Source organism: Acidimangrovimonas pyrenivorans, from assembly GCF_042643245.1.
Classification (GTDB): Bacteria; Pseudomonadota; Alphaproteobacteria; order Rhodobacterales; family Rhodobacteraceae; genus Acidimangrovimonas; species Acidimangrovimonas pyrenivorans.
The window spans coordinates 1-12,558 of record NZ_JBHRSK010000019.1; the positions used below are offsets into that span (position 1 = coordinate 1).

Below are 12,558 nucleotides of genomic sequence, written 5' to 3' on the forward strand. Positions count from 1 at the left end.
CAGTCGACGGTCACGGCGCCGTCTTCGTCGTTGCGGAAGCTTTTGATCAGGTTGAAGAGTTTCATGATAGTCCCCTCGAAATTGAGTTGCTCGTTTCGCGTCACCGCTTCGGGTCTTTGTCGGCCGCCCTCTGCATGGCCTCCCGCTTCGGCATGACTGCATAAGGCCCGCGAATCGTGGCGACACTAGGGCGCCAGTCGTACATTTTCTGGGGGTGGCAAGAGGCCGGGGAGCCTGTTCGCAAGCAGTTGATTACTATTGAGGATGCGCCGTTCTCGGGCGGCTTGACGCGGGGCGTGCGCGGTGCCGATGGCGGGCTGGCCGGGGGCGGGTGGGGAAATTGTGGTATTTCGGTCGGATTCCTGAGATAGCTTGAACAGAGATCCGAGGCAGGCGGGACCGCATGAAGAGGCATCTGGGGCTGGCGATGATTCTGGCGACGGCGCTGGCAGGCGCGGCCGGGGCGCAGAGCGCGGCCGAGGGTGCCGTGGCGCCGGCGCCGGGTCAGGTCGCCGCCGATCGCCCGCCGGGCGGGTTCACCTTCCACATGGTCAAGCCGCCCAAACCCGGGGCCACGCGCCGGATCATGGTCCAGGTCGATCCCGAGGTCCAGCGCCGGTGGATCGAGAACGCGCCCGACGTGGCGACCCACAAGACGAAGGACCCGACCCAGACGCCGGTGACGACGCCCGACCAGGCTCCGGCGGGCGCGGTCGCCAAGACCGAGACCGTGCCGGCACCGCAGCGCTACGGCTGGTTCTGGCAGGCGATCTCGCCCAAGATGGGCCAGGGCAACGGCCGCCTGCAGAAGGCGCTCGACGTGCTGTCGGGGCCGCCGGGCGGCAACAGGGTCGCGGCGCCCCGGCTGCAGCACATGCAGGACATGGCGCGCAAATGGGGGCAGAAGATCCTCAAGGCGACGCTGGGCACCCGGGTGTCGCCGGCGCTGGTGCTGGCGGTGATGGGGGTCGAATCGGGCGGCCGGCCGCAGGCGGTCAGCCCAAAGGGCGCCCACGGCCTGATGCAGCTGATCCCGGCCACCGCCGACCGCTTCGGCGTCGACGCCACCGATCCCAAGCAGAACATCCAGGGCGCGGTGGCCTATCTCGACTGGCTGATGGGCGAGTTCAACAACGATCCGCTGATGGTGCTGGCGGCCTACAATGCCGGCGAGAACGCGGTGAAGGCGGCCAGCGGCGTGCCGGACTACGCCGAGACCCGCGATTACGTGCCCAAGGTGCTGGCGGCGTGGAAAGTGGCGCGCGGCCTCTGCGCGACGCCGCCCGACCTGATCTCGGACGGCTGCGTCTTCAAGGTGATCGCCGCCGGCGACAAGCAGGCCGGGGCGGACGGAACCGGGGCGGCCGCGGACGGCGCCCCGATTCGCAAGGTCAATTGACGATCGTCGCCTGCGTTGCGGCGCGAATCTCGTCCTCGGTCACGCCGTCGGCGCATTCGACGATCTTCAGCCCGCCCTCGACCACGTCGAGCACGCCGAGATTGGTGATGATGCGGTCGACCACGCCGGCGCCGGTCAGCGGCAGGGTGCAGGCCTTCAGCACCTTGCTGTCACCGTGCTTGTTGGTGTGGTCCATCACCACGATGACGCGGCCGACGCCGGCGACGAGGTCCATCGCCCCGCCCATGCCCTTGACCAGCTTGCCGGGGATCATCCAGTTCGCCAGGTCGCCGTTCTCGGCCACTTCCATCGCCCCCAGGATCGCCGCCGCGATCTTGCCGCCGCGGATCATCGCGAAGCTCTGGGCGCTGTCGAAATAGGCGGTGCGCGGCAGCTCGGTGATGGTCTGCTTGCCGGCGTTGATCAGGTCCGGGTCCTCGTCGCCCTCGAAGGGGAAGGGGCCCATGCCCAGCATGCCGTTTTCCGACTGCAGGGTGATGTCCTTGTCGCCGACATAGTTCGCCACCAGCGTCGGGATGCCGATGCCGAGGTTGACATACATGCCGTCTTCCAGCTCTTGCGCCGCCCGCGCGGCCATCTGGTTGCGGTCCCAAGCCATCAGAGATCCTCCCCTTGCGCGGACGAGCCGGTGGCGGCCGGCCGCGTGGTGCGCTGTTCGATACGCTTCTCGTGCTCGCCCTGGATCAGGCGGTGGACATAGATGCCGGGCAGGTGGATGTGATCGGGATCGAGGCTGCCGGTCGGCACGATTTCCTCGACCTCGACGACGCAGACCTTGCCGCAGGTCGCCGCCGGCGGATTGAAGTTGCGCGCGGTCTTGCGGAACACCAGGTTGCCGGTCTCGTCGGCCTTCCAGGCCTTGACGATGCTGAGGTCGGCGAAGATCCCCTGTTCGAGGATATAGGTCTCGCCGTTGAACTCCTTGTGCTCCTTGCCCTCGGCGATCACCGTGCCGACGCCGGTCTTGGTGTAGAAGCCCGGGATGCCCGCGCCGGCGGCGCGCATGCGCTCGGCCAGGGTGCCCTGCGGGTTGAACTCGAGCTCGAGCTCGCCCGACAGGTACTGGCGCATGAACTCGGCATTCTCGCCGACATAGGACGAGATCATCTTCTTGACCTGCTTGGTCTCGAGCAACAGCCCGAGCCCGAAACCGTCGACGCCCGCATTGTTCGAGGCCACCGTCAGATCCTTGGTGCCCGCTTCGCGGATCGCCGCGATCAGCAATTCGGGAATGCCGCACAGGCCAAAGCCGCCCGCCGCGATCGTCATGCCGTCGAACAGAAGCCCGTCGAGCGCCTCCGCGGCACTGCCGTAGACCTTCTTCATGGGTTCTCCCCCTTTGTCGCGTTCGCAACGGTTTGTGACGCGGGCGGGGTGGGGAGTCAACGGCTGCGCCGCGCTGCGGCAAGGGCGCGGGCGCTAACAGGTATTTCCACCTATGCGCGCCGCGCGCCGCTCATCGTCTTGCGCCGGAAACTCTTCGCGGTCCCCGGCGAAGAGCACCCTCAGCCCAGCGTCACCAGCGCGTGGCGTTTCTTGCCGGCGGTCAGCTTGACCGGATTGGCCAGCCGGGCGGCGTCGATCATCAGCCCGGCATCGGTCAGCGGCGCGTCGTCGATCCGCGCCCCGCCATCGGCGATCAGCCGCTTGGCCTCCTTGCCCGACTTCGCCAGCCCCGAGCGCACGATGAGTTGAACCACCGAGATGCCGTCGCCGAGGTCGTCGGCGGTCAGTTCCAGCGTCGGCAGGTCGTCACCGACGCCGCCCTTCTCGAACACCTCGCGCGCTGTCGCCTCGGCATGCTCCGCCGCCGCGCGGCCGTGCAGCAGCGCCGTGACCTCGTTGGCCAGCACGATCTTGGCCTCGTTGATCTCCTGCCCCTCCAGCGCGCCCAGCCGCTCGCATTCCTCCAGCGGCAGCTCGGTATAGAGCTTGAGGAAACGGCCGACATCGGCGTCGGTGGTGTTGCGCCAGAACTGCCAGAACTCGTAGGAGCTCAGCATGTCGCCGTTGAGCCAGACCGCGCCGGACTGGCTCTTGCCCATCTTCTTGCCGTCCGAGGTGGTCAAGAGCGGCGAGGTCAGGCCGAAGATCTCGGTGTCCAGCACCCGCCGGGTCAGGTCGATGCCGTTGACGATGTTGCCCCACTGGTCCGAGCCGCCCATCTGCAGCAGGCAGCCGTAGCGCCGGTTCAGCTCGAGGAAATCGTAGGCCTGCAGGATCATGTAGTTGAATTCGAGGAAGCTGAGCGACTGCTCGCGGTCGAGCCGGCTTTTCACGCTCTCGAAGCTCAGCATCCGGTTGACGCTGAAATGGCGGCCGATATCGCGCAGGAAATCGAGGTATTTCAGGTCGTCCAGCCATTCGGCGTTGTTGACCATGATCGCGTCGCTCGCGCCGTCGCCGAACGAGACGTAGGAGGCGAACACCTGCTTGATGCCGGCGATGTTGGCGTCGATCTGTTCCGGCGTCAGCAGCGGCCGCTCGTCGGCGCGGAAGCTGGGGTCGCCCACCTTGGTAGTGCCGCCACCCATCAGCACGATCGGCTTGTGGCCGGTCTTCTGCAGCCAGCGCAGCATCATGATCTGGATCAGCGACCCGACATGCAGCGACGCCGCGGTGGCGTCGAAGCCGATATAGGCCGGAACGACACCCTTGACCAAAGCCTCGTCAAGCGCCTGATAGTCGGTGCAGTCGGCCAGGAAGCCGCGCTCGATCATCACGCGCAGGAAGTCGGATTTCGGATGGTAGGTCATCGGGATCTGGTCCATTCTTCGGCGGGTCATGCAACGCACGGCGCCTTCTATATCGGCGCAGGGGGGCAAGGGAAAGCGGGATGACGCAGTCTGAGGCAATCTGGGCGCTGGGCGCGATGTCGGGCACTTCGCTCGACGGCGTCGACGCGGCGCTGGTCGAGACCGATGGCGAGACGATCTTCGCCTTTGGCAATACCGATTACCGGCCCTATGGCGAGGACGAGCGCGAGGTGATCCGCGCCGCGCTGGGCCGCTGGCCGGGCGAGGACGGGGTGCAGGAAGCGGCCGAGGTGGTCGAGACCGCCCATGCCGAACTGCTGTCGCGCTACGAGTTCGAACTGGCCGAACTGGTCGGCTTCCACGGCCAGACCCTGGCCCACGATCCGCAGGGCCGCGGCACCCACCAGGCCGGCGACGGCGCGGTGATGGCCGAGGTGCTCGGCCTGCCGGTGGTGTGGGATTTCCGCTCTTCCGATGTCCAGCTCGGCGGCCAGGGCGCGCCGCTGGCGCCGTTCTTCCACTTCGCCTGCGCCCGCTACATCGGCGCCGAGGGGCCGATCGCCTTCCTCAATCTCGGCGGCGTCGGCAATCTGACCTGGGTCGATCCGACCAAGGCGAAGCCCGAGGCCGAGGGGGCGCTGCTGGCCTTCGACACCGGCCCCGCCAACGCCCCGGTCAACGACCTGATGCGGGCCCGGCGCGGCGCCTGCCATGACGAGAACGGCGCACTCGCTGCCGAGGGTGAGATCGACGAGCGGGTGCTGTCGAAATTCCTCGACCATCCCTATTTCTACCGCATGCCGCCCAAGTCGCTCGACCGCGACGCCTTCGCCGGCCTGTCCGCCGCCGTCGCCGAGCTGAGCGACGAGGACGCCGCCGCGACGCTCACCGCCGCCGCGGCCGCCGCCGTCGCCGCCGGAGTCGAGCATTTCCCCGCCCCGCCGGCCTTCCTGCTGGTTACCGGCGGCGGGCGCCACAACGCGACGCTGATGGACCTGCTCGCCGGGCAATTGCCGTTCCCGGTCAGGCCGGTCGAGGCGGTCGGGCTCGACGGCGACATGCTCGAGGCCCAGGCCTTCGCCCATCTCGCCGTCCGCGTGCTGCGCGGCTTGCCGACCTCCTGCCCGGCGACAACCGGCGTCGCCGCCGCGGCCGGCGGCGGCCGCATCAGCCGCCCGGAGGCCTGAGCCGGCGCTTCCGGTGGGAGGCTTTGGCAAAGAAGAAGCCGGCAACAGCTGTTTCATCTTCGCCGGAATATCCCGGGGTCCGGGGCAGCGCCCCGGCCATTTCCTCTATTGCGCGCGCGGGATGTCGAAACTGGGGACGGCCAGTTCGAAGCCCTCGAAACGGAAGCCGGGCGAGACGGTGCAGCCGACCAGCGTCCAGTCGCCCGTCGTCCGCGCCGCCTGCCAGTGGTCGGGCGGGACGATGCCCTGCGGGCTCTGCCCGGCATCGAGGTCGGGGCCCAGCAGCATGTCGCGGGCCGGCCCGGCCGCGGTCCCGGCGACCGACAGCACCAGCGGCGCGCCGGCGTGGAAATGCCAGATCTCGGTGGCGTCGACCCGGTGCCAGTGGCTGCGCTCGCCCGCCTTAAGCAGGAACAGGATCGCCGTGCCGCTCGGGCGCTCGCCCTCCGCGGCTTCGGCGCGCCAGGTCTCGCGGAACCAGCCGCCCTCGGGATGCGGCGCCAGATCCAGCGCGGCGATGATCTCTTCTGCGGTCATGTGCGGCCTTTCCCTGTCGCGATGCGCCGCCTAGGCTCGGGGGAAACGACAGGGAGTGCAAGGCGATGGCGGGGGTTCAGGGGCGCGTGGCGCTGGTGACGGGCGCGGGCAGCGAAAGCGGGATCGGTTTCGCCTGCGCGAAGCTCTTGCAGGCGGCGGGGGCGCGGGTGGCGATCACCTCGACCACCGGGCGGATCTTCGACCGGCAGAAGGAACTGGGCGGCAGCTGCCACGCCGCGACCGCCGACCTGACCCGGCCCGAGCAGGTGGCGGCGCTGGTCGCCGAGGTCGAGGCGGAGGTCGGTCCGATCGACATCGTCGTCAACAATGCCGGCATGGTCCAGACCGGCCACGACCTGCCGGGCACGCCTTTGCGCGAGACCAGCGACGAAGCGTGGAATTTCGGCCTCGCCATCAGCCTGACCTCGGCCTTCAACGTCACTCGGGCCGTGCTGCCGGGGATGCGGGCGCGGCGCTACGGCCGCATCGTCCAGATGTCGAGCGTCACCGGCCCGGTGGTCGGCATCGCCGGCAGCTCGACCTATGCCGCCGCCAAGGCCGGGATGCTGGGCATGACCCGGGCGCTGGCGATCGAGGAGGGCGGCCACGGCATCACCGCCAACTGCATCGGCCCGGGCTGGATCCAGACCGGTTCGAGCAGCGAGGACGAGATCACCGCCGGCCGCTACACCCCCGTCGGCCGCCCCGGCACGCCCGAGGAGATCGGCCATGTCGCCGTCTTCCTCGCCAGCGAGGAGGCGAGCTACCTCACCGGCCAGATGATCGTCGTCGATGGCGGTAACACGATCCAGGAATACAAGGTCGCGCTCTGATCTCAGCGCAGCGGTGCGCGGCTGCGGTCCGGGGTCAGGGCCAGCGCCGCCACCGCGACGGCGGCGGCGACGATCAGGTAGAGCGCCAGCGCCATCGCCGAGCCGGTGGCGGCGATCAGGCTGGTGGCGATCATCGGGGTCAGCCCGCCGAAGATGCCGACGCCGATATTGAAGGCGACCGAATAGCCCGACAGCCGGTCGGATTCGGGAAACATCTCGACGAACAGCGCCGGCCCCGAGCCGAGCGGCACCGACAGCAGCGCGAAGGCGATGGCGTGGCTGGTCAGGATCGAGACCAGCGAGCCGCCCGAGGCCAGCATCCAGTGATGCAGCGGCCAGGCGAGGGCGCCGAGCGCGAACAGCGCCAGCCCGATCCAGCTCCGCCGCGGCAGCAGCCGGTCGCCGACCAGCGCCGTCAGCGGCATCAGCGGGATGACGATGAAGGTCATCGCGGTGTTGATCGCCAGCGCGGGGCCGCGCGCCATCAGCCCCTGCGCCGACAGCCATTCGGGCAGGTAGACGAAAGCGATGTAGTAGCAGGTGCCGTAGGCGGCGGCGAAGCCGAGCGCCAGCAGGGTCTCGCGCCGGTTGGTGGTGAAGGCCTGCAACAGCGGCGAGCTGTCCTCGCGCCCCGCGTGATGCTGCTGGAAACGCTCGGAATTGTGCAGGTTGCGCCGGATCCAGATCGCCGTCGTCCCCAGCAGCGCGCCGCCGAGGAAGGGCAGGCGCCAGGCCCAGGCCGAGACGGCCTCGGGCGGGAAGAGGTTGGTGACCAGCGCCGCCGCGCCGACGCCGAGCAGCGAGCCCGACATCGAGCCGATATTGGCCCAGCTCCCGGTCAGGCCGCGCCGGCCCTGCGGCGCCGTCTCGACCAGGTAGGTGGCCGAGGACGAGAACTCGCCACCCACCGACAGGCCCTGCAGGATGCGCACCAGCACCAGCAGCACCGGCGCCAGCAGCCCGGCGGTGGCATAGGAGGGCAGCAGGCCGAGCAGCAGCGTCGGCAGCGCCATCATCGCCACCGATATCTGCATCGTCCGTGCCCGGCCGTAGCGGTCGCCGAACCAGCCGAAGACGGCAGCGCCCAGCGGCCGCATGAGGAAGCCGGCGGCGAAGATGCCGTAGGTGGCGATCAGCCCGGCGGTGGGATTGCCGGCGGGGAAGAAGACCGGGGCGATGACCCCGGCAAGGTAGCCGTAGAGGGCGAAGTCGTACCATTCGACCACGTTGCCGATGAACCCGGCCATGATCCGGTGGCGAAGTTCCGGCGCTGCGATCGCGGCTTCGGCCATCCTGTCCCCTCCCCTGGCTGCGGCTTCTCGCTGGATAGCCGCCGCCCGGGCCGCGCGGCAAGGCGTTGCGCGCGGGCCGGGGCGACTGGAGGACGTCTCGCGGACTGGCCGGCGTCAGGCCGCGCGCTACCTTCCTTCTTGTCGGATAAGGCCCTGCCGCGGTGTCGGAACGGCGTGCGGATTGAGGCAGATCAAGGCAGCTCGGGGTGGTGAGAGCGAGGCTTCTCACGTCATCGTGAAATCGGAAAGGAGCCGGCCATGCCAGTCACCGAACGTCAGGCGGAGCTGATCCGCGCGGGCTTTGCTCAGTTGCGCCAGCGCCTCGAGCCGGCCTCGGTCGAATTCTACGAGGCGCTGTTCCGGCGCCGCCCCGACCTGCGCGGCATGTTCCGCGAGGACCTGGCGGGACAGGGAATGAAGTTCATGACCACGCTCGACACCGTGGTCCAGAGCCTCGATGCGCCCGAGGCGCTGACCGAACCGATGAAGGTGCTCGGCCACACCCATGCTCAGCTCGGCGTCAAGGCCGAGCATTTCGCGCCGATGGCCGAGGCGCTGATCGAGGTTCTGAGGAGCAACCTGGGAGGCGAGTTCACCGCCGAGGCCGAAGCGGCCTGGCGCACCGCCTATGACGACCTTGCCAGGATGCTGATCGCCGGCGGGATCGACTAACCCGCGGCTGCGGGCGGCTCGGTTCCCGGGCTCAATTCCCGCTGCTGCTCCGCACCGCGCTTTGCATCTGCTTGACGGTCTGCGCCGCGTGCTTTTCGGCGGCGGGGCTGATGGTCGAGATCACCGCCCCGGTGATCGAGAGGACGGCCGCGGTCAACGCCACCCAGTTGACCGTCACCGCGCCCTCTTCCGATGCCTTGTGGTGGCGCCAGGCACGCCACAGAGCCTGCCGCCAGCCGGCCCCACTTTCCCAGGTCCCCATTCCATCGCCCCTTCGATCCCGTTCCGCCCCGATCCTTCGCCTGGGATTGCGGCGAATTTCGGGGCCGGGCTGCGGCGGCGCCAAGGCGTTGCCGTGGCGGCCGGAGGGGGGGATTCGTGAAAGCAGAGCGGAGGAAACGCGGTTATGACCGGGGCGCGCCGCTCAGGCGCGGCCGGCCGCGGCCGAGAGGGTGAGCGCCTCGATCCCCATCGTCTTGAGCGCCAGCTCCCACTTGGTGGCGTCGTCGGGGGCGAAGACGATGGCGCTGCTGGCGTCGCAGGTCAGCCAGCCGTTCTGGGCGATCTCGCCCTCCAGCTGACCGGGCCCCCAGCCGGCATAGCCGAGCGCCAGCAATGCCTCGTCGGGGCCGGTGCCGGCCGAGATGTCCTCGAGCACGTCGAGCGTCGCCGTCATCGCGAATTCCGCGTCGACCCGCAGCGTGCCCTCGCTGCCCGGGTAGCCGGCGGAGTGCAGCACGAAGCCGCGCCCGTTCTCGACCGGGCCGCCGAAATGCACCCGGATCTGGCGGGCGCCGGGGCCGACCGGGATTTCCAGCTGTTCGAGCAGCTTGGAAAAGGGCAGGTCGGGGATCGGCTTGTTGACGATCAACCCCATCGCGCCCTTGTCGGAATGCTCGCAGACGAAGATCACGCTGCGATCGAAGCGCGGATCGCCCATGCCGGGCATGGCGATCAGCAGCTTTCCGGTCAGTTCGATGGAATCGGGGCTGGTATCCATAACAATAGAATGTGGGGCGGCGGGGGCTCTGCGCAAGAGGGCGCCACGGCCAGCCGGCGGGATTCGCCCGAATGTGACTTTTATTTGCGCCGGCGATACCTATCTTTGCCGGGATGACACCGAACCGCCGCCCCTCCCGCCTGTTTGCCGCCGCTCTCTCGGCCGCCGCCGTCCTGTTGGGCGGCCTCGCCTGTTCGCTGCCCGCCCGGGCCGAGGGCTTCTCGCCCGACAAGGTCGTCAAGGCCGAGGTGCTGCCGGGCTGGCGCATGGCCGACGGCCAGCGCATGGCGGCGCTGCACCTGCGTCTCGCCGATGGCTGGAAGACCTATTGGCGGGCGCCGGGCGAGGCCGGGATTCCGCCGGTCTTCGACTGGAGCGGTTCGACCAACCTCGCCTCGGCCCGGGTGATCTGGCCGCAGCCGCATGTCTTCGACGCGGGCGGCATGCGCTCGATCGGCTACAAGCACGACGTGGTGCTGCCGATCGAGGTCACCGCCGCCGATCCGTCGAAGCCGGTCGCGCTGAAGGCCAAGGTCGATATCGGCGTCTGTCGCGATATCTGCGTGCCGGTGGCGCTGAACCTCTCGGCCGACCTGGCCGGCAAGGGCGCGCCCGACCCGGCGATCCGCAAGGCGCTGGCGGCGCAGCCCGAACCGGCGCGGAAGGCGGGGCTGACCTCGGCCGCCTGCGCCGTCGAGCCGATCGCGGACGGGCTGCGGCTGACCGCACAGCTCGACCTGCCGGCGCAGGGCGGGGACGAGACCACGGTCTTCGAGCTGCCGGACAAGACGATCTGGATTTCCCAGGCCACGACCCGGCGCACCGGCAAGCACCTGACCGCCACCGCAGATCTGGTGCCGGCGACGGGCGCGCCCTTCGCGCTTGACCGCTCCAAGGTGAAGATCACCGTGCTGGGCGCGGGCAAGGCGGTCGAATTGCTGGGCTGCCCGGCAAGCTGAGCTTGACCCGGGGATCTGGCCCGGGGATCTGGGTCGGGGATCAGGGTCGGCGTTCCAGCGCCCGCCGCAGCACGGTGTCGACATCGGCGCTGAGCGCCAGCCGCCCGGCGAAGACATCCGAGAACTCGACCCAGCTTGCTTCCGACACGTCGTCGGCGGCTTCGGGCGTGCCCGAGACGTAGCGGCACAGCACGGCGGCGAGCAGGAAATGGTGGCGCAGCCTGCCGTCCGCGTCGTGGCGGATGACGTCGATATTGTCGAGATAGCCCCGCGGCTCGGCGATCACCGAGGTTTCCTCGCGCAGCTCGCGCGCGGCGGCCTCCAGCGCCGTCTCGCCCGGCTCGACATGGCCGCCGGGATAGCCCCAGAGCCCGGCATCGGGCGGGTTGCGCCGCCGCACCAGCAGGACGCGGTTCTCATGCAGCGTGACGGCCAGGGCGGCGAGCGTCGGGCGGATCATTTGCGCCGTTTGTGTTCTTCGAGCCGGGGGAAGATCTCGACGAAGTTGCAGGGCAGGTGGCGGTAATCGAGCTGCCAGCGCAGGATCTCGTCCCAGGCGTCGCGGCAGGCGCCGGGGCTGCCGGGCAGGGCGAAGAGATAGGTGCCCTGGGCGACACCGCCGCAGGCGCGGCTCTGCACCGCCGAGGTGCCGATCTTCTGCATCGAGACCATGGTGAAGACGGTGCCGAAGGCCTCGATCTCCTTCTCGTAGACGTCGCGATGGGCCTCGACGGTGACGTCGCGCCCGGTCAGCCCGGTGCCGCCGGTCGTGAGCACGACGTCGATCTCGGGATCGGCGCACCAGTCGCGTAGCTGGGCGGCGATCTGCTCGCGCTCGTCGGGCAGGATGGTGCGGGCGGCGAGGATATGCCCCGCCTCCTCGATCCGCCCGACAAGGGTGTCGCCCGAGCGGTCCTCGGCCAGGCTCCGGCTGTCCGAGACGGTGAGCACCGCGATGCGCACCGGGATGAAGTCCTTGCTTTCGTCGATCCGGTTCATCTGTCGTCCTTCAGGAGATTTCGCGCAGCTTTGCCTGCAGCGCCAGCAGGTCGGCCCAGGCCTCGCGCTTGGCGGCGGGGTTGCGCAGCAGGTAGGCGGGGTGGAACATCGGCAGCACCGGCAGGCCGAGCGCCTCGGTCCAGCTGCCGCGCATCCGGGTGATGCCGCGCTTGCCCAGAACGGCGGCGCAGGGGGTATTGCCCATCAGCACCAGCACCTCGGGCGCCGCCAGTTCGACATGGCGTTTGACGAAGGGCATCATCATGGCGATCTCGGGCGGGGCCGGGTCGCGATTATGCGGCGGCCGCCAGGGCAGGATGTTCGAGATGTAGAACGCGTGTTCGAGATCGGGCGCATCGCGCGACAGGCCGATGGCGGCGAACATCCGGTCGAGCAGCTGACCGGCGCGGCCGACGAAGGGCTTGCCCTGGATGTCCTCGTCGCGGCCGGGCGCCTCGCCGAGGATCATCACCCGGGCGCCGGGCCGGCCATCGGCGAAGACGGTGGTCTTGGCGCCCTTCTTCAGCTCGCACAGGTCGAAAGCCTCGATCGCGGCCCGGAGCGCGTCGAGATCGGGCGCCCGCGCGGCGGCCTCGCGCGCCACCTCGACCGCGTCGGGGCCCTCGGCCTGGGCCGGCGCGGGCATCGGCGCGGCGCCGGCCGGCGCGGGCGCCGTTCCGGCAGGCGCTTGGGCGGGGCGCGGCGCCTCGGCCTTCTGCGGCAGCTCGTAGCGGTTGACCGGGGCATCGCCGATTGCCTCGTCGGCGCCCAGCTCGACCTGCCAGTCGAGCAGCGCCAGCGCGGTGTCGAAGTCGATCTCTGAGTCCCGGCCGATATCCATGCAGGCAAGCTAGTGCCGATCGCCGGGATTGTGAATGAGTCGCGTGGGAGCACTGGCGAGAA

General features: G+C 69.5%; 15 protein-coding genes. 5 read left to right on the forward strand and 10 right to left on the reverse strand.

The features are described from left to right. The first annotated feature begins 427 nt into the window (after window positions 1–427). Complete coding sequence (locus ACFOES_RS20000) at window positions 428–1,399, forward strand: lytic transglycosylase domain-containing protein (RefSeq protein ID WP_377835398.1); 972 nt, start codon at window positions 428–430, stop codon at window positions 1,397–1,399. On the opposite strand, the gene ACFOES_RS20005 is transcribed toward ACFOES_RS20000, so the two are convergent. The 3 genes from ACFOES_RS20005 to tyrS all read right to left on the reverse strand — a co-directional run bounded on the left by ACFOES_RS20005 (window position 1,392) and on the right by tyrS (window position 4,176). Further along, complete coding sequence (locus ACFOES_RS20005; protein ID WP_377835304.1) at window positions 1,392–2,018, reverse strand: CoA transferase subunit B; 627 nt, start codon at window positions 2,016–2,018, stop codon at window positions 1,392–1,394. The genes ACFOES_RS20000 and ACFOES_RS20005 overlap by 8 nt on opposite strands. Beyond that, a complete protein-coding gene (locus ACFOES_RS20010; protein ID WP_377835306.1) occupies window positions 2,018–2,746 on the reverse strand; it encodes a CoA transferase subunit A in 729 nt (242 codons plus the stop codon). Before ACFOES_RS20010 ends, ACFOES_RS20005 begins: the two co-directional genes overlap by 1 nt. A 179-nt stretch (window positions 2,747–2,925) precedes the next feature. Beyond that, the gene (gene tyrS, locus ACFOES_RS20015; protein ID WP_377835400.1) at window positions 2,926–4,176 is read right to left on the reverse strand and encodes a tyrosine--tRNA ligase; all 1,251 of its coding nucleotides are present in this window, start codon (window positions 4,174–4,176) and stop codon (window positions 2,926–2,928) included. A gap of 80 nt (window positions 4,177–4,256) precedes the next feature. Here tyrS and ACFOES_RS20020 point away from each other — a divergent pair, with 80 nt between their 5' ends. After that, a complete protein-coding gene (locus tag ACFOES_RS20020) occupies window positions 4,257–5,363 on the forward strand; it encodes an anhydro-N-acetylmuramic acid kinase (RefSeq protein ID WP_377835308.1) in 1,107 nt (368 codons plus the stop codon). 105 nt (window positions 5,364–5,468) lie between these two features. Here ACFOES_RS20020 and ACFOES_RS20025 read toward each other — a convergent pair whose 3' ends face one another. Further along, entirely contained in the window at window positions 5,469–5,900 is a 432-nt protein-coding gene (locus tag ACFOES_RS20025; RefSeq protein ID WP_377835310.1) for a cupin domain-containing protein, read from the reverse strand. 65 nt (window positions 5,901–5,965) lie between these two features. On the opposite strand from ACFOES_RS20025, the gene ACFOES_RS20030 reads away from it, so the two are divergent. Then, window positions 5,966–6,733, forward strand: a complete 768-nt coding sequence (locus ACFOES_RS20030; protein WP_377835312.1) for an SDR family NAD(P)-dependent oxidoreductase — start codon at window positions 5,966–5,968, stop codon at window positions 6,731–6,733. Between the two features lie 2 nt (window positions 6,734–6,735). Here the strand turns inward: ACFOES_RS20030 and ACFOES_RS20035 are convergent, their stop codons facing one another. Further along, complete coding sequence (locus ACFOES_RS20035) at window positions 6,736–8,025, reverse strand: MFS transporter (RefSeq protein ID WP_377835314.1); 1,290 nt, start codon at window positions 8,023–8,025, stop codon at window positions 6,736–6,738. 258 nt (window positions 8,026–8,283) lie between these two features. Here ACFOES_RS20035 and ACFOES_RS20040 point away from each other — a divergent pair, with 258 nt between their 5' ends. Continuing rightward, window positions 8,284–8,697, forward strand: coding sequence for a globin domain-containing protein (locus tag ACFOES_RS20040; RefSeq protein ID WP_377835317.1), 414 nt, complete (start codon window positions 8,284–8,286; stop codon window positions 8,695–8,697). Window positions 8,698–8,728: 31 nt separating this feature from the next. Here the strand turns inward: ACFOES_RS20040 and ACFOES_RS20045 are convergent, their stop codons facing one another. Both ACFOES_RS20045 and ACFOES_RS20050 read right to left on the reverse strand, forming a co-directional pair. Further along, entirely contained in the window at window positions 8,729–8,959 is a 231-nt protein-coding gene (locus tag ACFOES_RS20045) for a hypothetical protein (RefSeq protein ID WP_377835319.1), read from the reverse strand. Between the two features lie 162 nt (window positions 8,960–9,121). After that, window positions 9,122–9,697 (reverse strand): YqgE/AlgH family protein, encoded by a 576-nt coding sequence (locus ACFOES_RS20050; RefSeq protein WP_377835321.1) that lies wholly within the window; start codon window positions 9,695–9,697, stop codon window positions 9,122–9,124. A gap of 113 nt (window positions 9,698–9,810) precedes the next feature. On the opposite strand from ACFOES_RS20050, the gene ACFOES_RS20055 reads away from it, so the two are divergent. After that, complete coding sequence (locus ACFOES_RS20055) at window positions 9,811–10,656, forward strand: protein-disulfide reductase DsbD domain-containing protein (RefSeq protein WP_377835323.1); 846 nt, start codon at window positions 9,811–9,813, stop codon at window positions 10,654–10,656. A gap of 40 nt (window positions 10,657–10,696) precedes the next feature. Here ACFOES_RS20055 and ACFOES_RS20060 read toward each other — a convergent pair whose 3' ends face one another. The 3 genes from ACFOES_RS20060 to ACFOES_RS20070 are packed head-to-tail and all read right to left on the reverse strand — an operon-like array spanning window position 10,697 to window position 12,496. Continuing rightward, window positions 10,697–11,116: an NUDIX hydrolase gene (locus tag ACFOES_RS20060; protein WP_377835325.1), complete on the reverse strand. Its 420-nt coding sequence runs from the start codon at window positions 11,114–11,116 to the stop codon at window positions 10,697–10,699. Further along, on the reverse strand, window positions 11,113–11,655 hold the full coding sequence (gene moaB, locus ACFOES_RS20065) for a molybdenum cofactor biosynthesis protein B (protein WP_377835327.1): 543 nt from the start codon (window positions 11,653–11,655) through the stop codon (window positions 11,113–11,115). The genes ACFOES_RS20060 and moaB overlap by 4 nt, the downstream gene beginning before the upstream one ends. Window positions 11,656–11,665: 10 nt before the next feature. Then, a complete protein-coding gene (locus ACFOES_RS20070) occupies window positions 11,666–12,496 on the reverse strand; it encodes a uracil-DNA glycosylase (RefSeq protein WP_377835329.1) in 831 nt (276 codons plus the stop codon). Window positions 12,497–12,558 lie beyond the last annotated feature (62 nt).

Coding starts and splice junctions, on each gene's coding strand:
- ACFOES_RS20070 (WP_377835329.1), bottom strand. CDS start 12,496: ATGGATATCGGCCGGGACTCAGAGATCGACTTCGACACCGCGCTGGCG.
- ACFOES_RS20055 (WP_377835323.1), top strand. CDS start 9,811: ATGACACCGAACCGCCGCCCCTCCCGCCTGTTTGCCGCCGCTCTCTCG.
- ACFOES_RS20020 (WP_377835308.1), top strand. CDS start 4,257: ATGACGCAGTCTGAGGCAATCTGGGCGCTGGGCGCGATGTCGGGCACT.
- ACFOES_RS20060 (WP_377835325.1), bottom strand. CDS start 11,116: ATGATCCGCCCGACGCTCGCCGCCCTGGCCGTCACGCTGCATGAGAAC.
- ACFOES_RS20000 (WP_377835398.1), top strand. CDS start 428: ATGATTCTGGCGACGGCGCTGGCAGGCGCGGCCGGGGCGCAGAGCGCG.
- ACFOES_RS20010 (WP_377835306.1), bottom strand. CDS start 2,746: ATGAAGAAGGTCTACGGCAGTGCCGCGGAGGCGCTCGACGGGCTTCTG.
- ACFOES_RS20045 (WP_377835319.1), bottom strand. CDS start 8,959: ATGGGGACCTGGGAAAGTGGGGCCGGCTGGCGGCAGGCTCTGTGGCGT.
- moaB (WP_377835327.1), bottom strand. CDS start 11,655: ATGAACCGGATCGACGAAAGCAAGGACTTCATCCCGGTGCGCATCGCG.
- tyrS (WP_377835400.1), bottom strand. CDS start 4,176: ATGACCTACCATCCGAAATCCGACTTCCTGCGCGTGATGATCGAGCGC.
- ACFOES_RS20030 (WP_377835312.1), top strand. CDS start 5,966: ATGGCGGGGGTTCAGGGGCGCGTGGCGCTGGTGACGGGCGCGGGCAGC.
- ACFOES_RS20025 (WP_377835310.1), bottom strand. CDS start 5,900: ATGACCGCAGAAGAGATCATCGCCGCGCTGGATCTGGCGCCGCATCCC.
- ACFOES_RS20040 (WP_377835317.1), top strand. CDS start 8,284: ATGCCAGTCACCGAACGTCAGGCGGAGCTGATCCGCGCGGGCTTTGCT.
- ACFOES_RS20050 (WP_377835321.1), bottom strand. CDS start 9,697: ATGGATACCAGCCCCGATTCCATCGAACTGACCGGAAAGCTGCTGATC.
- ACFOES_RS20005 (WP_377835304.1), bottom strand. CDS start 2,018: ATGGCTTGGGACCGCAACCAGATGGCCGCGCGGGCGGCGCAAGAGCTG.
- ACFOES_RS20035 (WP_377835314.1), bottom strand. CDS start 8,025: ATGGCCGAAGCCGCGATCGCAGCGCCGGAACTTCGCCACCGGATCATG.